Below are 24,123 nucleotides of genomic sequence, written 5' to 3' on the forward strand. Positions count from 1 at the left end.
CTATTGATAATGACATAATTATATCTAATGATAGACCCCGAGTTATTGCTGGTTAACTTACAAAACAGCGACCAATATCTGTTGTCCGCTTTAGTTTACACATTTGCCGTAAAGAAGAAGCTCGCCTTGGACTTTAGCTGTTTCCCTTGGTCTAATAACTCGTACTCAAACGGGTGTTTTTTTCCTATCTGAAATTTGAATAGGATGTCATTTGAAGTTGCACAATAGAAGCTATTGTAAGTTCTGCAATTGACTGTGAAATAGTTTGATTTACTACCATCAGCCCAAATAATTTCTTCGTCAGTAAATGCAAATCCATTCTCACTCAAATACTCTTGAATACCAGATGTAAGAATAACTACCTCTATGTTTGACCTAGTTGTAGGAAACTGTTTGACCAAGCATGCTCCTCGGTAGTGAAGGATTATATTGAACTGCCGTGTCAGATGCTCTTTCAATGTTGTAGAGCCTAAACTTCTGAAATCAACATGAGTATTTGTGTTTTTCAAAAACGTGACTCTCGGTAATGTTGCTTTAAATGTAAATGTGCTTTGGTTCGCTAGCTTTAAATTCTTAAGCGCAATAGGGATGAGAGGGTTACTTTCAATTGCATCCAGATAAACCTGTTTCAAACACCCAACAACTTCATTATCCAGTGGACCACTTTCTTCAAGTTCTGCTTTATGCTTCTTCAGGTTCTGCACAACATCTTCAAGGAACTCTTCTGAGACCTTTAGAACTTCTTCAACAGTCAAATAATGGCTTGTTATAAATTTCGAAATTGCACCAATAACAACAATATTTTTGATACCAACTTTCAACCTATCGATGACAAAAAGAAGAAAGTCTAAGTCACAGTACTCGTGTAAATTTATATTGAATGATGGCTTGTCTCCTTTAAATTGACATTTAACAATCTCATACACGAAAAGAACGCAGCTTGAATGAATGATGCTCTCCTTTGGCGAATCCCATAACTCTACAGACTCTAATTGCTGGGCACCGACTATTGACGTTAAGATCGCGTCTATTGTGTTCGGTAGAATTCCGTCTGAAAAACTGTGTATATCCGACTTCAAAGGATTAATCAGGTTACGAAGAGATAACAAACAATCTTCTCTTGATTGTAGATAAAAAAGAAATGAATACGATAAACGCCCTACAGCCCTACTAAAGTCCACATCCCACAAGGTAGAAATGAATTTATCAACAAGCTCACTAACATTTTCATCAACATCGACTTCTACTGACTCTAAAGCTTCTACAATTAGTTCTCTTGTAACGTTTTTTTCATCACCTAACAATAATTTCTCTAGTTTCTGTGTTAAATCTGATTGCCACAAGTTAGCGTTAATTCTCTGGTGGAAGAAGTAGCACATGCTTGAACGATTATCATGATTTTTGTGGTTATAGGCATTGCATAAACGTTCGTATAATTCCCTTATTACACTATCGTTCTCGTCTTTCGCTAGACGTATTAACTGCTTGGTATAACTTACTAATTCATTTATATCGACATTGTGTACATATTTTGTATACGGAAGTTCCATGAGAAATCTAGCTGACAAAAAGGGCTTGTAGCTATCGCTTCTTTGAGTTTCTACCCAGACAGCAATCTCTTGTAAGCTACTTAAAGATATTTCATATCTTTTATCACCAAGTAACTGAAATGACAGGTAGGACAGTAAATTTGCGACCATTGTATATTTCTTTTGGGAGGAGTCTGTTGGTAGTCCGTAGAGAATTTTATATAGGCCTGCTATATAGCACTTCATGTGTTCCACCAATCTGCCACTATCATCATTTTTCAAAGAATAACCAAGGCTTTTTGCTTGCTCACTAAGACTATTCACTTCCAAGTTGTTTTTTAGTCTGGCTCCCTCAATGTCCATTAACACGACTACCTCTGTAGTCGTAAGGTCACTAAAGTTCTTAACTTTTCCAAGCATTTTTTCATGTATATATGTAGAACTACTTAGATTTCTAAATACATAAGAGAAATACCTTGCATACATAATCACCACGTATACAAAATAAACTATCACGAATAGTAATATGAACACTTGCAAGTAAGCAGGTAGAGCTTTACTAGCCACATAAAAGATCAAAGCAAAAACCATGTATATGAGCACTCTAGGCACTATAGAGTCAGGACTTATAGGAGATTTTTGATTCAAGTACTTAACTAAACTTTCGGAACCATACTTATCTTCCATCCACTGCAATGACTGCTGTGTAAGTGGAAGGGCGATAGCCGTCAATGCAACTAATATCGTGGCTATGTACGTTATGATGCTTACTGTGTTTTTAAGAGAGTTATTGACCGCACTTTCGAATGGTCCTCCCATATATAGATCATTCAGTACTTCAAACGCTTTATAAAGATATTCCATCTAGCCAACCTACTATTTGTATTATGAATCGAAAGCTCGAAGCTGCTTACTATAACCACTTTAGTTCATAGTACATGGAATATTTTTATGTGGTCAATCAAACACTTAAATATGACTCGTAACAAGTGTGATAGCTCACTAATATTGCTTAATGTAGTAACTCCAAAGTCCAACTATTCTGCAATTTAGCTGACTATCAAGTCATCTTATTTCAACAAGCTCATAAAAGTGGCCTTTAAGTTATCTAGAACCAGTAAGCACGTTTTGAGGTCTATGCTTCGATAATAAATCTAATTCTAAATATTAGGCATGGGCAAAAGCTCTAAAACGTTTATGTCCAGAACCTTCACAGATGGCACTTCGTAACTCAGAAGTGCCCCTATATGTGTTAACGCAAATACTCTAAGGACGGCTTTGAGCGATAAGGAGACCTTGAGTAAAAGACACTAATATGGTGAGATTGCTCCAAAACAGACACTCATTTAAATTATTTCTATAGGATTGCTCTTACAAGGATTGAAGTATATGAAATACATCATTTTTACTATATCACTATTGTTGGCTAGCAATGCCTTTTCGCAAAACATTCCAAAAAACGCGAGACACAACCAATTTACAGCTCAAGGTTGGTCGTGCAATAGCGGTTATAAAGAAGATGGTAATCAATGCAAAAAGGTAAACGTACCGCAGAATGCACGTATCAATGATTACGCTGCTCAAGGTTGGTCGTGCAATAGCGGTTATAAAGAAGATGGTAATCAATGCAAAAAGGTAAACGTACCGCAGAATGCACGTATCAATGATTACGCTGCTCAAGGTTGGTCGTGCAATAGCGGTTATAAAGAAGATGGTAATCAATGCAAAAAGGTAAACGTACCGCAGAATGCACGTATCAATGATTACACTGCTCAAGGTTGGGCGTGCAATAGCGGTTATAAAGCTGTAGGTAATACCTGTATTGTAATGACGGAGGCCGAACTTGCTAAAGAAGCGGAATTAAAACGTAAGATTGCAGCATATGAGAAACGACAAAAGGCGCTTGGTCATTGTGAAACAGAATATAAAACTGGCGCTGAAGTTTGTGTATCGATTTTAGATGGTGCTCTAGATTGTGATGAAAGTTATTCTGGTAATTATTACGATAGCTGTGAGGTTGAACTGTCTTATAAAGTCGAAACGGATTACTCTGGTAGTGCTTATATAGATGCCACTATAAAATGTGAAGTAGAAATAGAGTATAGCGGGAAAAACACATACTCAACGGATAATGAGAGTGAATCAGAACAATACTCTCATACTTTGTATGCTCACGATAGCTCAAGAAGAACGTTTGACTTTGACTTTGATTTTGGGCTGTACGACGAAGTTAATAGCGTGAAAATATCAGAAGCAGAATGCAAGGTTACAGACGTATATATGTATTAAGGTGTTGTTGTCTAAAAGAGAGTTTGGCCAAACGTCCACTTTTTCAATCTTAGTTGTTCTAAGCCGCTAAGCTTAAACAGCTGTTTCTAGCACAGAGCTGTCCTTCGGCTCTAAATTATTTTTGTCCAAAAACTATTTAGGGCTTTAGCCATAACTTCTAATGTAAAAGGTACCGTTGTTCTAAATTCGGTGTAGATACGGCCGTGACCGTCCATTACAAGGACGTCATGGCCGAGCTTCCAGGGCCAATTCTGTTCCATACAGAATTTGGCATTTCCTCCATCCTTGGAGGTCAGATGGACTTGCTGCGTGTCACGGCAGTGTCTGCACATGCGCTGGCCGAGGCCATTGGAACCACTGTTGCCTGAAGTTATCGCCAGTATAAAAATATATCGAGTCTTTGTGTTTCAACAATCAAACGAAGTTTGATTCATTCAATTTTTAGATGAAGTCTAACTTAAATAGCTGACATACTAATTGCTATCAACAGCAAAACAATCAGTTCGCTAAAGCTGAACTCAGTAGTCTCCCGATTTGCCAAACTAGAAAACAAACGAGCGTTTTAAATAACTGGTCTCTGACCTAAACCCCCCGTATAATCGCACCGAAATGTAGGGGTGGACGGTTTTTGTACACCTCTATATTTATGCTTTGTTAACCTAGGCTCGCTTTGAAGCAAACAAGGATTGTTTCAGAAATAGAAAAAACCTACTCAAGTTAGCAATGATTACACCCTACAAATCAATATAATAAAAACCAAGGGACTTAGTTCCATGTTAGAAAAATTATTCAAATTAAAACAACATCAAACGTCGCTAAAGCAAGAGGTTGTGGCTGGTTTAACAACCTTCTTGACCATGGCTTACATTATTTTCGTTAACCCTATGATGCTGGCCGATGCGGGCATGGATCATGGTGCGGTGTTTGTCGCTACCTGTTTGGCTGCAGCAATAGGCTGTTTAGTCATGGGCTTAGTAGCGAACTACCCGATTGCGCTAGCCCCCGGCATGGGGCTCAACGCTTTCTTTACTTATACCGTCGTTGGCGAGATGGGCTATTCATGGGAGACGGCGTTAGGTGCGGTGTTTCTATCTGGGATCTGCTTTCTAATTCTATCGCTTGTGCGTATTAGAGAGTGGATAGTTAATAGTATCCCAATGTCGCTGCGACTCGGTATTGCCGCTGGCATAGGTCTTTTCTTGGCTTTGATAGGCCTTAAGAGTGCGGGCATTGTAGTCGCGAGCCCTGCAACGTTGGTGACTATGGGCGATATTACTGCTTTCCCGGCGGTTATGGCGGTATTGGGCTTCTTCTTGATTATTGCCATGGTACATAGAGGCATGAAGTCTGCGGTGATTATTAGCATTCTTGCTATTACTGCTTTGGGTCTACTGTTTGGCGATGTGCAGTATCAAGGTATTGTGTCTGCGCCGCCTTCAATTATGCCGACGTTTATGAAAATGGATCTGTCTGGTGTGCTTGAAATCAGCATGTTATCTGTAGTGTTTGCCTTTCTATTTGTCGATCTATTCGATACCTCTGGCACCTTAGTTGCGGTGGCGCAGCGCGGTGGCTTCTTAGATGACAAGGGCCGTTTACCTAGACTTAATCGCGCACTAACCGCAGACAGCACGGCAACAATTGCCGGTGCAATGTTGGGAACGTCAACTACGACTAGTTATATCGAAAGTACAGCGGGTGTCAGCGCTGGTGGCCGCACTGGATTAACCGCTGTGGTCGTGGGCGTGCTATTTTTAGGGGCGTTATTTATCTCGCCATTGGCGGGTATGGTGCCAGCTTATGCAACGGCGGGTACACTTTTTTATGTCGCTATTTTGATGATGGCAGGGTTGGTTCATGTTGAATGGGAAGACATCACCGAAGCGGCTCCTGTAGTGGTTGTGTGTATCCTTATGCCACTGACGTTCTCTATTGCAACAGGGATCGCCTTGGGCTTTATCTCTTATGCAATGATTAAATTGATGAGTGGACGCTATAAGGATCTCAGCATTGGCGTGGTGGTCTTAGCCGCACTGTTTATCGCCAAGTTCATCTATGGCTAACAGTCGTTGGGAGTAGATGAATCGTAGATGTAAAGCCACACCGAGTGTGGCTTTTTATTAGGGGGACTGTTAAAAAATCTCGCGCTAAATTTCAACGTTCTGCTAAATTTCCAGCATTTATGATTGGAAAACACTAATTCCCCCATTTTTTTTAGTTTCTTTGTTGGTGCTTACTACCATTTCAAACCTAGATTGGGTATAAGGATTTATTCAATGTAATTTTGTTAGCAAATAATGAACTTAAGTGAGATTAGCTACCGCCGCGTAGTGGTTAAATTGGGAACGAGTGTACTGACTTCTGGCAGCCGTAAGCTAGATAAAGCACACATGGTTGAATTAGCACGGCAGATGGCCTGCTTGATGAAAGCGGGTGTCGAAGTTGTATTATGTACTTCTGGTGCAATAGCCGCAGGTAAAGAGCATTTAGGCTACCCCGAACTACCCGACACCATCGCCAGCAAACAGTTGCTTGCTGCGGTAGGGCAAAGCCAGCTAATTCTAGCTTGGTCTCAGTTATTTAGCATTTATGGTTTGCATGTTGGGCAACTATTACTGACTCGTGCAGACTTGCATGACAGAGAGCGTTACTTAAACGCGAGAGACTCACTCAATGCCTTGCTCAATAATGGCATCATTCCAATTATTAACGAGAATGACGCGGTCGCAACGGCGGAGATTAAGGTCGGGGACAACGACAACTTGTCTGCACGAGCCGCGCTTTTATGTGATGCCGATCTGCTTATCCTTCTAACGGATCAAAAAGGTCTGTTTGACGCTGATCCGCGCAAGAATCCTGACGCAAAACTGATCACCGAAGTTCAAAATATCGATGATAGCCTACGCATGCTAGCGGGCGGTGCCGTATCTGGTTTAGGTACCGGCGGCATGGCGACTAAGCTTGAGGCGGCTGATATCGCGCGTCGTGCAGGTATAGAGGTGGTGATAGCCTCGGGCCACCATAAAGATGTGATTCAAAATGTGGTCTGTTCGAAACCTGTAGGTACGCATTTTACCGCGCTTGAGCATCCATTAGAGAGCCGTAAACAGTGGATCTTAGCCGGACCGAAAGCCCGTGGCCAAGTTGTACTTGATAGCGGTGCGATAGGAGCGGTCACCGAGAAGGGCAGAAGCTTACTTTCTAAAGGCATAACCGAAGTAAAAGGTGTATTTCAACGTGGCGATACCATTGAGCTGATTGATACCAAGGGCAAGGTGTATGCTAAAGGTATGAGTCGCTATGGCTCAGTAGATATGACTAAGATTGCAGGAAAGCACTCAGATAGTATCGAAGAAGTGCTTGGGTATGATTATGGTGATGCAGTGGTTCACCGCAACGACATGGTGGTGTTATGAGTAACGAAGGATATTTAACGGCTTTAGGGCAGAACGCTAAACAGGCAAGCTATGCATTAGCCAGTCTTTCAGGAGCGCAAAAGTCAGCTCTGCTTCGCTGTATTGCCGATAAACTCACAGCTGCAAAGGCCGATATTGTTAGCGCTAACCAACTAGACGTGGCACAGGCGAAGGCCAATGGTCTGTCTGACGCGATGATTGACCGTCTATTACTCGATGAAACCCGCTTAATGGGCGTGATTAGCGATATCGATAACGTGATTGGTTTAACTGACCCTGTTGGCAGCGAGATCGATAGTCGACTACTCGATAACGGGTTACGTTTGTCACGTCGTCGTGTGCCTTTAGGTGTCATTGGAGTCATTTATGAAGCACGCCCCAATGTGACTGTCGATATTGCGGTATTGGCGCTAAAAACTGGTAATGCGGTTATTTTACGTGGCGGTAAAGAGACACTGGCTTCGAATAAAGCTTTATGTAAAGTGATCCGTAGCGCTATGGTAGAACAAGGTTTGCCTGAAGATTGCGTACAGTTAATTGATAACCCTGATCGCGCATTGGTCTCTGGGCTATTAAAGCTTGATAAGTATGTCGATATGATCGTGCCTAGAGGCGGGCAGAACTTGCAGCGTCTATGTGCGGAGCAAGCAACGATTCCAGTTATTTTAGGTGGGATTGGTATTTGTCATATCTTCGTTGATGCAGAGGCTAACCTAGAAAAAGCGGTTTCTGTCATTGAAAATGCCAAAGTGCAGCGACCTACGGTTTGTAACGCGCTGGATACTGTGCTTATTCACCAAAGTCATGCTGAGCTGTTTATTCCTAAGTTATGTAAGCACTTAGCTAACCTCGGGGTTAAATTCTATGGCTGTGATAAGACGCAAGCTATCTTGACTGCAGAAAGTATTGAGGTTTCTGCGGCAACAGCTGAGAGCTTTGCGACAGAGTGGCTATCTCTGACTCTTGGGATCAAAGTCGTTGCAGACTTAGCCGATGCCGTTGAACATATCCGTAGCTTCTCAAGTGGTCACTCTGAGTCGATATTGACCGATAATATCCATACCGCAAGTGAGTTCATGAATGCTATCGACTCAGCCGCGGTCTATGTCAATGCTAGCACTCGCTTTACCGATGGTGGCGAGTTTGGCCTTGGTGCCGAAGTTGCGGTAAGTACACAGAAGTTACATGCTCGTGGACCTATGGGGTTAGAAGCGCTTACAACCTATAAATGGTTAGCCTGGGGCGATTATACGGTTCGAGGTTAAACAGGGCTTACAAATTGTCTATTTAATTCACATAAAAAAGCCGCATTGAGCGGCTTTTTTTATGACTTTTTCTAGGGGCGAGCGCTATTTCGATACGTGTCGTTAAGTGTGCGGTGGTTGAAATATTTGCAGCTCATAAGTGACGATCTGGTGTACGTATAACACAAAGTAGGTGAGTGTCATCAATACCGTATAGATCCTAAAGGGTTTAAGCACGTCTCGCATATAGAAAAAATGCCGATACCGATTCTCTCGGGTAAAGTAGAGTGATGGAATGAGAAAAAAACAGTATAGAAACGCAAAATACCAAGAGTAGGAGCGTCCTAAGTGTAACTCATTTAACAACATCGCCACGGCAACTAGCATAGAGCTGAGTCTGATAAACATGGCTATTTTGGGATGTCTGAAATATTTAAGTGCATCCATACATTTGTAATACATAACTAATATCCATTTTGTTACGCAATTGTTACTTTATACCTATGCCTAAGCTGATTTACAATTAAAGTTTAGCTTATTAATGGCTTTTAAACGAAAAAAGCCGAACATAAAGTTCGGCTAGAAGGAGTAACTTTGCTGTTTTAGGCGTTTAAGCTGATATACGTTTCCTTGTTCGCCATTGACCAACTTTGGGCAAAACTTGCTGTAATACCAGAGCGAGAATAATTAAGCCTAGGCCTATATAAGTCGACTTTTCTATGCTCTCTTGCAAAATCCAAGCGATAAAGCCAATCGACATCACAGGGGTGATAAATACCAAGGTACTGATACTGGCTGTGCGCTCGGCTTTCTTTAAGGCGACCAACCAGAGTACGAAGGTGACACCCATTTCAAATAGCCCAACGTAGACGCCAGCCATTAGTGCCTTCAGATCTAGGCTTGGCAGCGATTGGGTCAGCATGAGCGCGACTAGGATAAAAGGCAGTCCCACTAGAAAGCTCAGAAGTAAACTAACAACTGGATCGCCTTTATCTTTGGTATTTACAATCCAGTAAAGCGACCAAAGTACAGTGCTGGTTAGCGCCAGCGCAACCCCAGTCATGCTTTCAAATTGCACGCCAGTAATATTACCTTTGGTGGCAATAAAGAATACGCCGCAATAAGCAACCAATGCCGCTGTGACATCGCTCTTACGCAGTGCTTGCCCAAGTAAAGGCACCGATAATAGCGGCAGCAAAATCGCCCAAGTGTAATTTAGCGACAGTGCTTGTTGAGCTGGCAGCAGATCGTAAGCTTTAAATAAAACTAAATAGTATAGGAATGGATTCAGTAGCCCAGTCTGTAGGTAGAAAAGCGGCCTTGAGAGAAATTGCTGCTTAATTAGCGGTAATTTTCTCTGTGCGATCAGGATGACACCTAAGGCAAATATTGAGGTTGTAACAGCCACAAATACCAGCTGCAGCGGCGTATAGTGCGCCAATGCTAATTTAAATGCAGTTGCAACGGTGGACCATAGGAAAATGGCACCGATACCAAACAGATACGCTTGATGGGATGATTTCAATGTTTACTACTCTACAAAATGAGATGACAACTAAGCGTAAATTGATTCGTGATGAACCCAATTGACACGCTACCTCTAGATTGTATCCATTATACGTTTTGACTCGGTTTACGAACGAGTCACAGATCAAATTAATGCATTCTTAAGATAATTTTTAAATTTTCCCTTGTATTCACTCTAAACGTCCCAATATAGGGGTTAAGAGACGATTTGGGGTGAAAAAAAAAGACTTGAAAACGATTCGGTCTGTCCCCATTTCAATAACCAGATAACAAATTTAGTTTTTAAAAAGTTTTTCGGAGGACTCCATGGGTAGAATTATTGGTATCGATTTAGGCACAACTAACTCTTGTGTTGCAGTATTAGATGGCGACAAAGCGCGCGTATTGGAGAATGCTGAAGGCGATCGTACTACACCCTCAATCATCGCATACACTGCTGATGAAACATTAGTTGGTCAGTCTGCAAAGCGTCAGGCTGTAACAAACCCAAATAACACTGTATTTGCTATTAAGCGTCTTATTGGTCGTCGTTTTAAAGATGACGAAGTTCAACGTGACGTTGATATCATGCCATTCAAAATCATCAGCGCTGACAACGGCGATGCATGGGTTGAAGCGCAAGGCAAGAAAATGGCTCCGCCACAAATCTCTGCTGAAATCTTGAAGAAGATGAAGAAGACAGCTGAAGATTACTTAGGTGAAGAAGTAACAGAAGCGGTTATCACTGTTCCTGCATACTTTAACGATTCACAACGTCAAGCTACTAAAGATGCGGGTCGCATCGCGGGTCTTGAAGTTAAGCGTATCATCAACGAGCCTACAGCGGCTGCACTTGCTTACGGTATCGATAAGAAGCAAGGCGACAACATCGTTGCTGTTTACGACTTAGGTGGTGGTACATTCGATATCTCTATCATCGAAATCGACAGCGTTGATGGCGAGCAAACTTTCGAAGTACTTGCTACAAACGGTGACACTCACTTAGGTGGTGAAGACTTTGATAACCGTATGATCAAGTATCTTGCTGACGAGTTCAAGAAAGAGCAAGGTCTAGACCTACGTAACGATCCACTAGCGATGCAGCGTCTAAAAGAAGCGGCAGAAAAAGCGAAGATCGAACTATCAAGCACAACACAGACTGAAGTTAACCTGCCATACATCACTGCTGATGCAACAGGTCCTAAGCACTTAGTGGTTAAGATCACTCGTGCAAAACTTGAGTCACTAGTTGAAGACTTGATCAAGCGTTCACTTGAGCCGCTAAAAGTTGCTCTAGCTGATGCTGACCTATCTGTTTCTGATGTTAACGAGGTTATCCTTGTTGGTGGTCAGACTCGTATGCCTAAAGTACGTGAAGAAGTGTCTGCATTCTTCGGTAAAGAGCTACGTCAAGACGTTAACCCAGACGAAGCGGTTGCTATCGGTGCTGCGGTTCAAGCGGGCGTACTATCTGGCGACGTTAAAGACGTATTGCTACTAGACGTTACTCCACTATCTCTAGGTATTGAGACTATGGGTAGCGTAATGACTAAGCTTATCGAGAAGAACACCACTATCCCGACTAAAGCTTCACAAACATTCTCGACTGCTGACGACAACCAAAGTGCCGTGACAATTCACGTACTTCAAGGTGAGCGTAAGCAATCAAGCGGTAACAAGTCTCTAGGTCAATTTAACCTAGAAGGTATTGAGCCAGCTCCACGTGGCATGCCACAAATTGAAGTTGCTTTCGACATCGATGCTGACGGTATCTTGCATGTATCTGCTACAGACAAGAAGACTGGCAAAGCACAAAACATCACTATTAAAGCCTCTTCAGGCCTAAGTGATGAAGAAGTTGAAGCTATGGTTCGTGACGCTGAAGCACACGCTGACGAAGACGCTAAGTTCGAAGAGCTAGTAACTGCTCGTAACCAAGCCGATGGCATGGTTCACGCGACTAAGAAGCAGATCGAAGAAGCGGGTGAGGCACTACCAGCGGACGAGAAAGAGAAGATTGAAGCTGCAATGGCTAACGTTGAAACTGCTGTTAAAGGCAACGACAAAGAAGCGATTGAAAAGTCTACTCAAGAGCTAATGGAAGCGTCTTCTAAACTAATGGAAATCGCTCAAGCTAAAGCGCAAGCACAGCAAGGTCAACCAGAAGGTGAGGCTAAGTCTGCTAAGCCAGAAGATGACGTAGTCGATGCTGAGTTTGAAGAAGTTAAAGACGACAAAAAATAATGCCGGGTAACTCCTAAATTATTGTAGCGGGCGTTACGAGGAAACTCTAACGCCCGTTTGTGCAACTTTAGCAAAGAAAGTATTAAAACTATGTCAAAGCGCGATTATTACGAAGTATTAGGTGTCGGACGTGATGCCAGCGAACGCGAAATTAAGAAAGCTTACAAGCGTTTAGCAATGAAGTTTCACCCTGACCGTAACCCGGGTGATAAAGCGGCTGAAGCCAGCTTTAAGGAAGTTAAAGAAGCTTACGAAATCCTAACCGACGGCGATAAGAAAGCCGCCTATGATCAGTTTGGTCATGCTGGCGTCGATCCTAACCGCGGTGGCGGTGGTTTTGGTGGCGGCGCCGATTTTGGCGACGTATTTGGCGATGTGTTTGGCGATATCTTCGGCGGTGGACGCCGTGGTGGTCAGCGCCAAGCGGCACGTGGTAGCGATCTACGTTATAACCTTGAGCTATCTCTAGAAGAAGCGGTTCGTGGTCTAACTAAAGAGTTACGTATTCCAACATTGGCTGCTTGTGACGCTTGTGATGGTAGCGGTGCTAAGAAAGGCTCTTCGCCAACCACATGTGGTACCTGTCATGGTCAAGGCCAAGTGCAGATGCGCCAAGGTTTCTTCGCTGTTCAGCAGGCATGTCCAACCTGTCACGGTCGCGGTAAGATCATTAAAGATCCTTGTAACAAGTGTCATGGCGAAGGTCGCGTCGAGAAGAGCAAAACGCTATCAGTTAAGATCCCGGCAGGGGTTGATACGGGCGATCGTATTCGTCTTTCTGGCGAAGGTGAAGCCGGTGAGTTCGGAGCTCCTCCAGGGGACTTATATGTGCAGGTGAGCGTGCGTGAGCATGCTATCTTCCAGCGTGATGGCAACAACCTTTACTGTGAAGTGCCAATCTCATTTAGTAAGGCTGCTTTAGGTGGCGAGATTGAAGTGCCAACACTCGATGGTAAGGTTAATCTTAAGATCCCAGCCGAAACACAGACTGGCCGTATGTTCCGTATGCGCGGTAAAGGTGTTAAGTCGGTTCGCAGCCATGCGGTAGGTGACTTGCTATGTAAGGTTGTAATGGAAACGCCAGTTAACCTTAATGAGCGTCAGAAAGAGCTACTTCGTGAATTTGAAGATACCTTAACGGGTCAGTCGAAGAAGCATAGCCCAAAGGCTGAAGGTTTCTTCGATGGCGTGAAGAAGTTTTTTCAAGATCTAAATAGCTAAAACTGGGTTCGTTCAGTATATAATTTAAGCCTCGCAACTGCGGGGCTTTTTATTATGTGAAATCAGAAGAGAGCAATATATGAAAGGAATACTAATACTGCTTAGCGCGGCATTGTTTTTAACGGGCTGCGCAACACACCAATCACCCACAGGCCGTGGGCAAACTTTATTGTTTTCTCCCCAAGAAATGTCACAACTTGGCGATAGCTCTTTTGCTCAGATAAAACAGCAAGAAAAAATCAGTCAAGATAAAGCGCTAAACGCGTATGTTCACTGTGTCGCGGACAGAGTGACTCAGGCGCTGCCCGATCAGAGTTTACCTTGGGAAGTGGTAGTGTTTGAGTCAGATCAAGTCAACGCCTTTGCCTTGCCGGGTGGCCATATCGGTGTGTATAGCGGATTGCTTAATGTGGCGGTAAATGCCGACCAACTTGCCACAGTTATTGGACATGAGATTGCTCACGTACTGGCAAATCACAGTAACGAGCAGGTATCACGTGCACAGCTGACTGGTGCGGGTATGCAGCTTGCCGATTTGGCGCTCGGTGTTGGTGGTATTGCCGATAAAGAGCTCTATATGGCCGCGCTAGGTTTAGGTGTACAGGTGGGTTACATATTGCCATACGGTCGTGAGCAAGAGTCAGAAGCAGATGTGATCGGCGTAGAATTGATGGCGAAAGCAGGCTTTGATCCCGCACAGAGTGTCGAGCTTTGGAAGAACATGTCAAAAGCGGGCGGAGAGCAGGGGCCTGAACTGCTTTCTACTCATCCGTCACACGGTCAACGTATCGCTCAGTTGCAACAGATGCAGGCAAAAGCCCAGCCTTTATATCAAGCCAGCAAATTAAGTGTGAAAAATACTTGTCAAAGACCAAAATAGCTACAGTTTTTAGGGCAACATCACAGAAATTATGATAAAGTTGCGCGCGAAAATTCATTTGAATCATTGAGAGTACAATCATTATGTCTGAGAAGTTCAGTACAATTGAAGCGCAAGCAAGCTACGGTGTTGGTCGTCAACTAGGTGAGCAACTAGCTGCTAACTCGTTTGAAGGTATCGATATTTCTGCTGTTCAATTGGGTCTATCTGACGCTTTCGAAGGTAAAGAAAGTGTTGTATCTATGCAAGATATGCAAATTGCATTCACTGAAATTAGTCAGCGTATCCAGAAAGTTCAAGAAGCTGCTGCAGCTGCTGCATCTGAAGAAGGTGAGAAGTACCTAGCCGATAACGGTGCACGTGAAGGCGTTGTTACTTTAGAATCTGGCCTACAGTATGAAGTTATTACTGAAGGTAACGGCGATAAGCCTGGTTACGACTCTACAGTTCGTACTCACTATCACGGTACTTTCATCTCTGGTGATGTATTTGATAGCTCAGTTGCTCGTGGTGAGCCAGCTGAATTCCCAGTTTCAGGCGTTATCGCTGGCTGGACCGAGGCACTACAGCTAATGCCAGTAGGCTCTAAGTGGAGACTGTTCGTACCACAACACCTAGCTTACGGTGAGCGCGGTGCGGGTGCAGCGATCCCACCATATTCAACTTTGGTATTCGAAGTTGAATTATTAGATATTATCTAAGTTAGACAATAAGCCTAAGTTAATACTTAGGCTTTTTTTTGACATATGCAGGGAGACACTGAGATGACTGAACGAGTAAGAGTGGCAATAACCGGCGGCAGCGGTCGTATGGGACGTACTCTTATTGAGGCAGCGAAGCAAAATGACGCTATTTTGCTAGGCGCAGCGATTGAACGTGCAGGTTCGACCCTAATGGGCGTCGATGCTGGTGAGCTTGCTGGGGTTGGTTCGATGAACGTAGCCATCACAGACTCATTAGATAAAGCAGTCGATGATTTTGATGTGCTTATCGACTTTACCTCACCAGAAGCCAGCGTGATTCACACCGACTGGTGTGCAAGAAATGGCAAGGCAATCGTTATCGGTACAACCGGGTTCAATCATGCTCAGAAAGAGCAAATCTCAGCCTATTCTGATCAAGTACCTATTGTAATGGCACCTAATATGGCCGTCGGCGTTAACCTGATGTGGAAACTGCTTGAAGTGGCTGCAGAGGTAATGGGACATTACAGTGATATCGAGATCATCGAAGGTCACCATAGATATAAAAAAGATGCGCCATCAGGCACGGCGCTTAAGATGGGCGAAGTGATTGCCGAAACCTTAGGCCGTGATCTTGAGAAATGTGCCGTTTATGGCCGTGAAGGTATTACCGGTGAACGTGACAGAGAAACCATAGGTTTCGCGACTGTACGTGCTGGTGACATAGTTGGTGAACACACTGCGCTATTTGCCGATATTGGCGAGCGTTTAGAGATCACCCATAAAGCCTCAAGTCGAATGACCTTTGCTAATGGCGCAATGCGCGCTGCAACTTGGTTAGTCGATCAAGATTCAGGGCTCTACGATATGCAGCAAGTTTTAGGCTTGAAAGCATAATTATTTAAAACCGCTATTAGCGGTTTTTTTTTGCTAAAAAAAATTTTTTGACAAATTTCTTATCTGTACTATGGACAGGTTTTAATTTTACATATAAAATCGGCGGAATTTGTCAAAATTTTGCATTTTAGCGAAAGTTGGTATCTTAAAAACACACAAAAAACAATCAATTTCAATGATTTGGCTCTTTCCGGAGGTCGCGTTGACAAAGTCTGCCTTACTCGTACTTGAAGATGGAACCATTTTTTCTGGCACTGCTATCGGTGCTGAAGGGATGTCTGTTGGTGAAGTAGTATTTAACACTTCAATGACTGGTTACCAAGAAATTTTGACTGATCCATCATATTCACGTCAAATGGTCACCCTCACTTATCCACATATTGGTAATACTGGTACCAATGAAGAAGATACAGAATCTGATTCTGTTCATGCATGTGGCCTTATCATTCGAGACTTGCCGCTCATCGCAAGTAACTTTCGTAATCAGCAATCTTTAAGCGATTATTTGATCGCTCACAACGTTGTTGGCATTGCTGATATCGATACCCGTAAATTAACTCGTATCCTACGTGAAAAAGGCGCTCAAGCCGGTTGTATCATGGTTGGTGATTTAGATGAAGCTAAAGCGCTAGCTGCAGCTAAAGCCTTCCCTGGTCTTAAAGGCATGGATTTAGCTAAAGAAGTCACTACAAATGAAACCTACTCATGGCGCAGCGGCAGCTGGCGTTTAGTTGGCGGTTTGCCATCTGACACACCTGAAGCTGAGCTTAAGTATAAAGTGGTAGCCTACGACTATGGTGTTAAGCGCAACATCCTACGTATGTTGGTTGACCGCGGTTGTGATGTGACGGTTGTACCTGCACAAACTCCAGCGAGTGAAGTGCTAGCGATGAATCCTGATGGGGTATTCCTATCAAACGGTCCTGGCGACCCAGAACCATGTGATTATGCAATCGCTGCGATTCAAGAGATCTTAAAAACAGATATTCCTGTTTTCGGTATCTGCTTGGGTCACCAGTTATTGGCATTAGCTTCAGGTGCTAAAACACTGAAAATGAAGTTTGGTCACCATGGTGCTAACCACCCTGTAAGCAATATTGAGCAAGGTAATGTGATGATCACCAGCCAAAACCATGGTTTTGCTGCTGATGAAGCCACATTACCAGCCAACATTAAGGTGACTCACAAGTCGCTGTTTGATGGCTCTTTGCAAGGTATTCACCTTACTGATAAGCCTGCATTTAGTTTTCAAGGCCACCCTGAGGCGAGCCCTGGACCACACGATGCTGCGCCGTTATTCAATCACTTCATCGATTTGATTGAGTTATACCGTAAAAACGCCAAGTAGTAACCTCATCCGGGAGAAGATTTAAGCAATGCCAAAACGTACAGATATAAAGAGTATTCTTATCCTAGGTGCTGGACCAATCGTAATTGGTCAAGCCTGTGAGTTTGACTACTCAGGCGCTCAAGCCTGTAAAGCCCTACGCGAAGAAGGCTACCGAGTTATTCTCGTTAACTCAAACCCTGCAACCATTATGACTGACCCTGAGATGGCTGATGCAACATACATCGAGCCGATCCAGTGGGAAGTGGTACGCAACATCATAGCTAAAGAGCGTCCAGACGCGATTTTGCCAACCATGGGCGGTCAGACTGCACTTAACTGTGCACTTGAGCTTGAAAGCCGCGGCGTACTGAAAGAGTTTAATGTCGATATGATTGGCGCAACTGCCGATGCAATCGACAAAGCGGAAGACCGTAGCCGTTTCGACAAGGCGATGAAGTCGATTGGTCTTGAGTGTCCACGTGCGGGTATCGCTCATACAATGGATGAAGCTTACGGCGTACTTGAGCAGGTCGGTTTCCCATGTATTATTCGTCCGTCATTCACCATGGGTGGCAGCGGCGGCGGTATCGCTTATAACAAAGAAGAGTTTGAGGATATCTGTTCTCAAGGTCTTGAGCTATCACCGACTAACGAACTACTTATCGACGAATCTTTGATTGGTTGGAAAGAGTACGAGATGGAAGTGGTTCGTGACCGCAACGATAACTGTATTATCGTATGTTCTATCGAAAACTTTGACCCAATGGGCGTTCATACTGGTGACTCAATTACAGTTGCACCAGCGCAAACACTAACAGACAAAGAATACCAGTTGATGCGTAATGCATCACTAGCGGTTCTACGTGAGATTGGTGTTGAAACAGGTGGTTCAAACGTACAGTTTGGTATCAACCCGAAAGATGGCCGTATGGTTATCATCGAGATGAACCCACGTGTATCTCGTTCATCAGCACTTGCGTCTAAAGCAACCGGTTTCCCGATTGCTAAGATCGCCGCCAAGCTAGCGGTTGGTTTTACCCTTGACGAACTAAGCAACGACATCACAGGCGGTGCAACTCCGGCATCATTTGAGCCTGCTATTGACTACGTTGTGACTAAGGTTCCACGTTTCAACTTTGAAAAGTTCGCAGGCTCTAACGACCGCTTGACCACACAGATGAAGTCAGTGGGTGAAGTGATGGCGATTGGCCGTACTTTCCAAGAGTCGCTACAAAAAGCCCTTCGTGGCCTTGAAGTGGGTAAGAATGGCCTATGTCCGCATATCGACCTTGCAGATAGCGAAGCGTTAACCCGTATTCGTCATGAGCTTAAAGAGCCAGGTGCAGACCGTATTTGGTATATCGCTGATGCATTCCGCGCAGGTTTATCAGTAGACGATGTGTTTGCTTTAACTAACATCGACCCTTGGTTCCTTGTACAGCTTGAAGACTTACTAAAGTCTGAAGCGCAAGTTGCTGAAGCAGGTCTTGCTGGTTTGACTGAAGACTTCCTACGCCAGCTTAAGCGCAAAGGTTTTGCTGACTCACGTCTAGCAGCACTTGCAGGTGTAAGCGAGACGGAAGTACGTAAACTACGTACTCGTTTCGAAATTCATCCTGTATACAAGCGCGTTGATACTTGTGCGGCTGAGTTCTCAACTGATACGGCTTACATGTACTCTACTTATGAAGAAGAGTGTGAAGCTAACCCGTCTAACCGTGACAAAATCATGGTACTAGGCGGTGGTCCAAACCGTATTGGTCAAGGCATTGAATTTGACTACTGTTGTGTACACGCAGCGCTAGCGCTACGTGAAGACGGTTATGAAACCATCATGGTTAACTGTAACCCTGAAACGGTTTCTACCGACTATGACACATCAGACCGTTTGTACTTCGAATCAGTAACATTTGAAGACGTGCTTGAAATCGTACGTATCGAGAAGCCAAAAGGCGTTATCGTGCAGTACGGTGGCCAAACACCACTTAAACTTGCACGTGACCTAGAAGCTGCTGGTGTACCAATTATCGGAACTAGCCCAGATGCAATCGACCGCGCTGAAGACCGTGAGCGTTTCCAGCAAGCGATTGAACGTTTAGGCATGAAGCAGCCAGAAAACGATACCGTTACTACAGTAGAAGGCGCGGTTATTTCTGCAGAGCGTATCGGTTATCCGCTAGTTGTGCGTCCATCTTATGTTCTTGGTGGCCGTGCGATGGAAATCGTATATGACGAGCAAGATTTACGTCGTTACTTCAACGAAGCGGTAAGTGTATCTAACGCGTCTCCAGTACTATTAGACCACTTCCTAGACAACGCAATTGAAATTGACATCGATGCAGTATGTGATGGCGAAACTGTTGTGATTGGCTCAATCATGGAGCATATCGAGCAAGCTGGTGTTCACTCTGGTGACTCAGGTTGTTCATTGCCTCCATACAGCCTAAGCCAAGACATTCAAGACCGCATGCGTGAGCAGGTGGGTAAACTTGCAATGGAATTAGGGGTTGTAGGTCTAATGAACGTACAGTTCGCGGTGAAGGATAACGAGATCTACATGATTGAAGTTAACCCACGTGCAGCGCGTACCGTGCCATTTGTGTCAAAAGCGACTGGCGTACCATTGGCTAAGATCGCTGCGCGAGTGATGGCAGGACAAAGCCTTAAGTCTCAGAACTTCACTGAGGAAGTGATTCCACCATTCTTCTCTGTAAAAGAAGTGGTATTGCCGTTTAACAAGTTCCCTGGTGTTGATCCACTGCTTGGCCCTGAAATGCGCTCAACGGGTGAAGTTATGGGCGTGGGTGATACGTTTGCCGAAGCTTATGCTAAAGCACAGCTAGGTGCGACATCTGAAGTACCTAAGTCTGGTCGTGCACTGTTGTCTGTTCGTAACAGCGATAAGGCTCGTGTAGCCGATTTGGCTGCTCAGTTAATTGAGCTAGGTTACCAAATTGATGCAACACACGGTACAGCGGTTATCTTGGGCGAAGCGGGCATTAACCCACGTCTAGTGAACAAGGTACATGAAGGTCGTCCACACATTCTTGACCGCATCAAGAACGGTGAGTACACCTACATTGTTAACACGACAGAAGGCCGTAAGGCCATTGAAGACTCACGTCAGCTACGTCGTGGTGCGCTACGCTACAAGGTGAACTACACAACGACTCTGAATGCTGCATTTGCAACTTGTATGGCTCACTCGGCGGATGACCGCTCGAACGTGACTTCAGTACAAGAGTTGCATAAGCGCATTACCCAGTAAGTTAAGCGAAGCTTGAATAAAAAGGCCGCTTTTAGCGGCCTTTTTTATTGCAGGCGAGAAGTGGGTTAATAAAAATTTATCTGTAACGGCTAGTAACTCTAGCCAAGGTTGAGTAAGCTCTAGAACGGCTGTTACGATATCGTTATTGCTGTATTCCTCGTTTATATCGCCAGCTTGACTTATATTTTGAACACAGAAGCTAAGTTATCGAGCGTAGCAGATAGATTAGAGTGCATCGTTTGCCCTCAGCGTTTACAATAACGCAATTCCACCAAATTTTTATCTCACTGACAGTTAGGCTCAGTGGGGCATGCTTTTGTTTTAAAGGAGACGAAAGAAGCTTATGAGTACGGTTCCAATGACAGTTGTCGGTGCTGAACAACTGCGTAAAGAATTAGATTATCTTAAGTTCGAACGCCGCCCACAAATTGCTGAAGCAATTGGTGAGGCGCGTGAACTTGGCGATTTAAAAGAAAACGCCGAGTACCACGCAGCACGCGAAGAACAAGGTTTGTGTGAGGCGCGCGTTAGAGATATCGAAGGTAAGCTTTCTCACGCACAGATTATCGATGTGACAACCATGGCTAACAACGGTCGTGTTATTTTCGGTTCTACCGTGACGATTTTGAATGTCGATACCGATGAAGAAGTGACTTACCGTATCGTAGGTGAAGACGAAGCGAATATTAAAGAAAACCTGCTTTCAGTCAGCTCTCCGATTGCCCGTGGTCTTATCGGTAAGAACCTAGATGACGAGATCTCTATCGTAACCCCAGGTGGCACTAACGATTTTGAAATCATCAAAGTAGATTACATCTAACTTCAGGGTTAGATAGTCGAGTTAAGCCGCTTTTTAGCGGCTTTATTATTGGTTTAATGGGTATTAAAAGCTTTGTGTCTTTAGCTAACTAGGTTTACTATGTTAGCGATAAATAAGGCATATATTAGGACGTTAATTGCAGTTATTGGTGCGGTTTGGATTTATCTTGTTGCTCATAGGGGGATTATTCTTCACGCCTATGGCTGCGAGTGCGTCTGAGCAAAGTCCACAGCAAGCTCAAGTGTTAGCGGCTGAGCACGTTAACGAGCAAGCGCAGTTACAAGCGCAAGCAAAGCTGGGTATTGACTTGGCTGTGTTAAGCCTGCCTGATGTCAACTCTATTACGCTAAAGGATAACCATGCCCAGAAGAAGCAGGGAGATGACTCTGAATATGCGCCGCTAGTATCATCACGTTTCGTCAGTTTCTCACAGCATGATCCACAGCAAACACGTCCAGAATATCTACTCGCGTTTGAATTTATATCGCCTGCCGTTCCATCGTTAACTGTGGGTTACCGAGTGGAGTTTACTCCGGCTCTTGATTGGTTGTTACATATCTCAAGTTCTACACATAGGCTCTCCGCTTGGAAAGAGTCCAATCTTCTCTATCGCTTTTCTCAAGCTCGCGCCATTTGCTAAGTTCCATAAGCCATTTCGGCTTACCTATCGAGAACTTCTTTACCTCTGTGCAGCAACAAACCTCATTTGGCTAAAGGAAGGTTTTATAAACTTTGCCTTTAAAACATAGGTTTCATGCTTAGCCGTGTGTTTACCCACTCATTATTTTTATGAGTTAGCACCGCATTGGTAAGTACTATTTGCTGTTTTAAGCATGACCAGGCAGGTCACTAAAAGCAGGCTCTTCTCGATAGCGATTACCGCGATATTACGTGTGCCCAAGTCAACTCTTACGGGTTAATAACCCCGGACTAATGGCAAGTCATTATCGCGTTCTTAGGCAATATACAGAGCAAATATTATGAGAGAGAACAAGAGTCCGACAATCTTAAACCATTACAGCGCATGGAAATATGTGCTGTTAGTAGTCACTATAACCATTATGCTACTCAGTGCATTACCCACATTCTTTGGTGAGGATGCTGCAGTGCAAATAAGCGATGAGGCGGGTCTTAAGGTTAACCCCCTGGAGCTACACCAGCTGTTGGTATCACAAGGTATCAGCGTCAAGCGCATCGATCAGGCTAGCGGTCAAACCCTGATCGTGCTTGACGACAATTCACAACAGAGCAAGCTCAAGACCTTACTTGTAAGCCAAGTAGAAGATCCTGCTAAGTTAACCCTTACTCTTGCGCCAGCAGCACCTAACTGGCTATTGTCACTTGGTTTTTCCCCAATTAAATTGGGGCTGGATCTGCGAGGTGGAGTGCAGTTTCTACTCGATGTTGAAATTGACCCCGTTTATAAGCTGCAGGCCAATACCTTTATCGAGTCTGTTAGACAATTTGTACGTGAACAGTCGCTATATGGCGTCACGATTCAGGAGCAGGTTGATGGTCATGTGAATATCAAAACAACAGACTTAACCCAAAGAGCGGCGGTAAGAGAGTTTATTAAGTCTCAATATCCCAATTGGCAAATCACTAATTCTGGCGACCAATCTCTAAATGTTGGCTTGTCTGAAGCTGGAAAAATTAACATTCGCGATCTAACCGTGAAGCAAAACTTGCAGATTATGCGTAGCCGTATCGAGCAGCTTGGGATCAGTGAAGCTGTGGTTCAGCGTCAAGGAGAGCATCGTATTCGCATCGAACTCCCTGGTGTACAAGATCCTGCAGCTGCTAAGTCGGTGATTGGTGCGACAGCCAGTTTAGCTTTTTATCAAGTGAAGCAGGCGGGGTCAGTCAATGCCAAGGTTCTTAAAGATGAGCAGGGGCAGCCAGTTTATGTCGCCAGACGCGCAGTACTAGGAGGTGAACATATCGTCGATGCCAGAGCGTCTCTTGGAGAGATGGGGCTACCAGAGGTGGTGATCCATTTAGACCGAGAGGGAGGTGCCATGATGTCAGACTTTTCTCGTGACAATATAGGTAAGCCAATGGCGACCTCATACAGCGAGTATAGCCGTGATGATAGAGGTAAGATAAGACAAACCACCGAGGTGATCAGCATTGCGACAATACAGTCACAACTGGGTGACCGCTTTAGTATTACTGGCGTGGGAGAATACGCCGCCGCGCAGCAGTTAGCGCTCTTACTGCGCGCTGGTTCGATGACTGCGCCAGTGACTATCGTAGAGGAGCGTACTATCGGCCCGAGCCTTGGGGAGGAGAATATTACTAATGGCTTCTCAGCGTTGGCTTTAGGCATGGCGGTGACCTTATTGTTTATGGGGCTTTGGTACCGCCGTTTAGGCTGGATAGCAAACGTGGCGCTTGTGGCCAACATGATCCTTATTTTTGGCTTAATGGCATTAATCCCGGGCGCGGTATTAACTCTACCGGGCATTGCGGGTCTTGTGTTAACAGTCGGTATGGCTGTGGATACCAACGTACTAATTTTCGAGAGAATTAAAGATAAGCTAAAGGAGGACAGAAGTTTTGCTCATGCTATCGACAGAGGTTTCGATAGCGCTTTTTCAACCATTGTCGATGCCAACTTCACCACCATGATAACGGCTGTGGTGCTTTACGCAATTGGTAACGGACCCATTCAAGGCTTTGCGTTAACCCTAGGGTTAGGTCTACTCACCAGTATGTTTACCGGAATATTTGCATCCAGAGCATTAGTTAACTGGGCATATGGTCGTAACTTTAGTCGTAATGTGAAGGTGTGAT

Annotated in this window: 17 protein-coding genes; 14 read left to right on the forward strand and 3 right to left on the reverse strand. The window is 44.2% G+C overall.

The annotated features are described in order from the left end of the window. Positions 1-95 precede the first annotated feature (95 nt). The gene (locus K5Q92_RS05420) at positions 96-2,393 is read right to left on the reverse strand and encodes a hypothetical protein (RefSeq protein ID WP_220768039.1); all 2,298 of its coding nucleotides are present in this window, start codon (positions 2,391-2,393) and stop codon (positions 96-98) included. Between the two features lie 525 nt (positions 2,394-2,918). Here K5Q92_RS05420 and K5Q92_RS05425 point away from each other — a divergent pair. The 4 genes from K5Q92_RS05425 to K5Q92_RS05440 all read left to right on the forward strand — a co-directional run bounded on the left by K5Q92_RS05425 (position 2,919) and on the right by K5Q92_RS05440 (position 8,499). Continuing rightward, positions 2,919-3,818, forward strand: coding sequence for a hypothetical protein (locus K5Q92_RS05425; protein WP_220768040.1), 900 nt, complete (start codon positions 2,919-2,921; stop codon positions 3,816-3,818). Positions 3,819-4,591: 773 nt separating this feature from the next. Continuing rightward, positions 4,592-5,881 (forward strand): NCS2 family permease, encoded by a 1,290-nt coding sequence (locus tag K5Q92_RS05430; RefSeq protein ID WP_220768041.1) that lies wholly within the window; start codon positions 4,592-4,594, stop codon positions 5,879-5,881. Positions 5,882-6,115: 234 nt separating this feature from the next. Next, entirely contained in the window at positions 6,116-7,234 is a 1,119-nt protein-coding gene (proB, locus tag K5Q92_RS05435) for a glutamate 5-kinase (RefSeq protein WP_220768042.1), read from the forward strand. Then, positions 7,231-8,499: a glutamate-5-semialdehyde dehydrogenase gene (locus K5Q92_RS05440; RefSeq protein ID WP_220768043.1), complete on the forward strand. Its 1,269-nt coding sequence runs from the start codon at positions 7,231-7,233 to the stop codon at positions 8,497-8,499. The genes proB and K5Q92_RS05440 overlap by 4 nt, the downstream gene beginning before the upstream one ends. 102 nt (positions 8,500-8,601) lie before the next feature. Here K5Q92_RS05440 and K5Q92_RS05445 read toward each other — a convergent pair whose 3' ends face one another. Next, positions 8,602-8,940 carry a hypothetical protein gene (locus K5Q92_RS05445; RefSeq protein ID WP_220768044.1) on the reverse strand — a complete coding sequence of 113 codons (339 nt, stop codon included), beginning with the start codon at positions 8,938-8,940 and terminating at the stop codon, positions 8,602-8,604. A 148-nt stretch (positions 8,941-9,088) separates the two neighbouring features. Beyond that, positions 9,089-10,003 (reverse strand): DMT family transporter, encoded by a 915-nt coding sequence (locus K5Q92_RS05450; protein ID WP_220768045.1) that lies wholly within the window; start codon positions 10,001-10,003, stop codon positions 9,089-9,091. Between the two features lie 308 nt (positions 10,004-10,311). Between K5Q92_RS05450 and dnaK the strand changes: the two genes are divergently transcribed. The 10 genes from dnaK to secD all read left to right on the forward strand — a co-directional run bounded on the left by dnaK (position 10,312) and on the right by secD (position 24,122). Then, a complete protein-coding gene (gene dnaK / locus K5Q92_RS05455) occupies positions 10,312-12,228 on the forward strand; it encodes a molecular chaperone DnaK (protein WP_220768046.1) in 1,917 nt (638 codons plus the stop codon). A 90-nt stretch (positions 12,229-12,318) separates the two neighbouring features. Next, positions 12,319-13,449, forward strand: a complete 1,131-nt coding sequence (gene dnaJ / locus K5Q92_RS05460; RefSeq protein WP_220768047.1) for a molecular chaperone DnaJ — start codon at positions 12,319-12,321, stop codon at positions 13,447-13,449. A 79-nt stretch (positions 13,450-13,528) separates the two neighbouring features. Next, positions 13,529-14,329: a M48 family metallopeptidase gene (locus K5Q92_RS05465; RefSeq protein WP_220768048.1), complete on the forward strand. Its 801-nt coding sequence runs from the start codon at positions 13,529-13,531 to the stop codon at positions 14,327-14,329. Between the two features lie 83 nt (positions 14,330-14,412). Continuing rightward, positions 14,413-15,030: an FKBP-type peptidyl-prolyl cis-trans isomerase gene (locus tag K5Q92_RS05470; protein ID WP_220768049.1), complete on the forward strand. Its 618-nt coding sequence runs from the start codon at positions 14,413-14,415 to the stop codon at positions 15,028-15,030. 63 nt (positions 15,031-15,093) lie between these two features. Continuing rightward, on the forward strand, positions 15,094-15,909 hold the full coding sequence (dapB, locus tag K5Q92_RS05475; protein ID WP_220768050.1) for a 4-hydroxy-tetrahydrodipicolinate reductase: 816 nt from the start codon (positions 15,094-15,096) through the stop codon (positions 15,907-15,909). Positions 15,910-16,084: 175 nt separating this feature from the next. Then, complete coding sequence (gene carA, locus K5Q92_RS05480; protein WP_220768051.1) at positions 16,085-17,257, forward strand: glutamine-hydrolyzing carbamoyl-phosphate synthase small subunit; 1,173 nt, start codon at positions 16,085-16,087, stop codon at positions 17,255-17,257. 28 nt (positions 17,258-17,285) lie between these two features. Beyond that, a complete protein-coding gene (carB, locus tag K5Q92_RS05485) occupies positions 17,286-20,507 on the forward strand; it encodes a carbamoyl-phosphate synthase large subunit (RefSeq protein WP_220768052.1) in 3,222 nt (1,073 codons plus the stop codon). Between the two features lie 343 nt (positions 20,508-20,850). Continuing rightward, positions 20,851-21,327, forward strand: a complete 477-nt coding sequence (gene greA, locus K5Q92_RS05490) for a transcription elongation factor GreA (protein ID WP_220768053.1) — start codon at positions 20,851-20,853, stop codon at positions 21,325-21,327. A gap of 136 nt (positions 21,328-21,463) precedes the next feature. Continuing rightward, positions 21,464-21,967, forward strand: coding sequence for a hypothetical protein (locus tag K5Q92_RS05495; RefSeq protein WP_220768054.1), 504 nt, complete (start codon positions 21,464-21,466; stop codon positions 21,965-21,967). Between the two features lie 340 nt (positions 21,968-22,307). Beyond that, complete coding sequence (secD, locus tag K5Q92_RS05500; protein ID WP_220768055.1) at positions 22,308-24,122, forward strand: protein translocase subunit SecD; 1,815 nt, start codon at positions 22,308-22,310, stop codon at positions 24,120-24,122. Position 24,123: the final 1 nt, after the last annotated feature.

This window comes from Shewanella sp. MBTL60-007 (assembly GCF_019654915.1).
Taxonomy (GTDB): domain Bacteria; phylum Pseudomonadota; class Gammaproteobacteria; order Enterobacterales; family Shewanellaceae; genus Shewanella.

Coding starts and splice junctions, on each gene's coding strand:
- K5Q92_RS05430 (WP_220768041.1), top strand. CDS start 4,592: ATGTTAGAAAAATTATTCAAATTAAAACAACATCAAACGTCGCTAAAG.
- greA (WP_220768053.1), top strand. CDS start 20,851: ATGAGTACGGTTCCAATGACAGTTGTCGGTGCTGAACAACTGCGTAAA.
- K5Q92_RS05440 (WP_220768043.1), top strand. CDS start 7,231: ATGAGTAACGAAGGATATTTAACGGCTTTAGGGCAGAACGCTAAACAG.
- K5Q92_RS05425 (WP_220768040.1), top strand. CDS start 2,919: ATGAAATACATCATTTTTACTATATCACTATTGTTGGCTAGCAATGCC.
- proB (WP_220768042.1), top strand. CDS start 6,116: ATGAACTTAAGTGAGATTAGCTACCGCCGCGTAGTGGTTAAATTGGGA.
- carB (WP_220768052.1), top strand. CDS start 17,286: ATGCCAAAACGTACAGATATAAAGAGTATTCTTATCCTAGGTGCTGGA.
- K5Q92_RS05465 (WP_220768048.1), top strand. CDS start 13,529: ATGAAAGGAATACTAATACTGCTTAGCGCGGCATTGTTTTTAACGGGC.
- carA (WP_220768051.1), top strand. CDS start 16,085: ATGATTTGGCTCTTTCCGGAGGTCGCGTTGACAAAGTCTGCCTTACTC.
- dapB (WP_220768050.1), top strand. CDS start 15,094: ATGACTGAACGAGTAAGAGTGGCAATAACCGGCGGCAGCGGTCGTATG.
- K5Q92_RS05470 (WP_220768049.1), top strand. CDS start 14,413: ATGTCTGAGAAGTTCAGTACAATTGAAGCGCAAGCAAGCTACGGTGTT.
- dnaJ (WP_220768047.1), top strand. CDS start 12,319: ATGTCAAAGCGCGATTATTACGAAGTATTAGGTGTCGGACGTGATGCC.
- dnaK (WP_220768046.1), top strand. CDS start 10,312: ATGGGTAGAATTATTGGTATCGATTTAGGCACAACTAACTCTTGTGTT.
- K5Q92_RS05420 (WP_220768039.1), bottom strand. CDS start 2,393: ATGGAATATCTTTATAAAGCGTTTGAAGTACTGAATGATCTATATATG.
- K5Q92_RS05445 (WP_220768044.1), bottom strand. CDS start 8,940: ATGTATTACAAATGTATGGATGCACTTAAATATTTCAGACATCCCAAA.
- secD (WP_220768055.1), top strand. CDS start 22,308: ATGAGAGAGAACAAGAGTCCGACAATCTTAAACCATTACAGCGCATGG.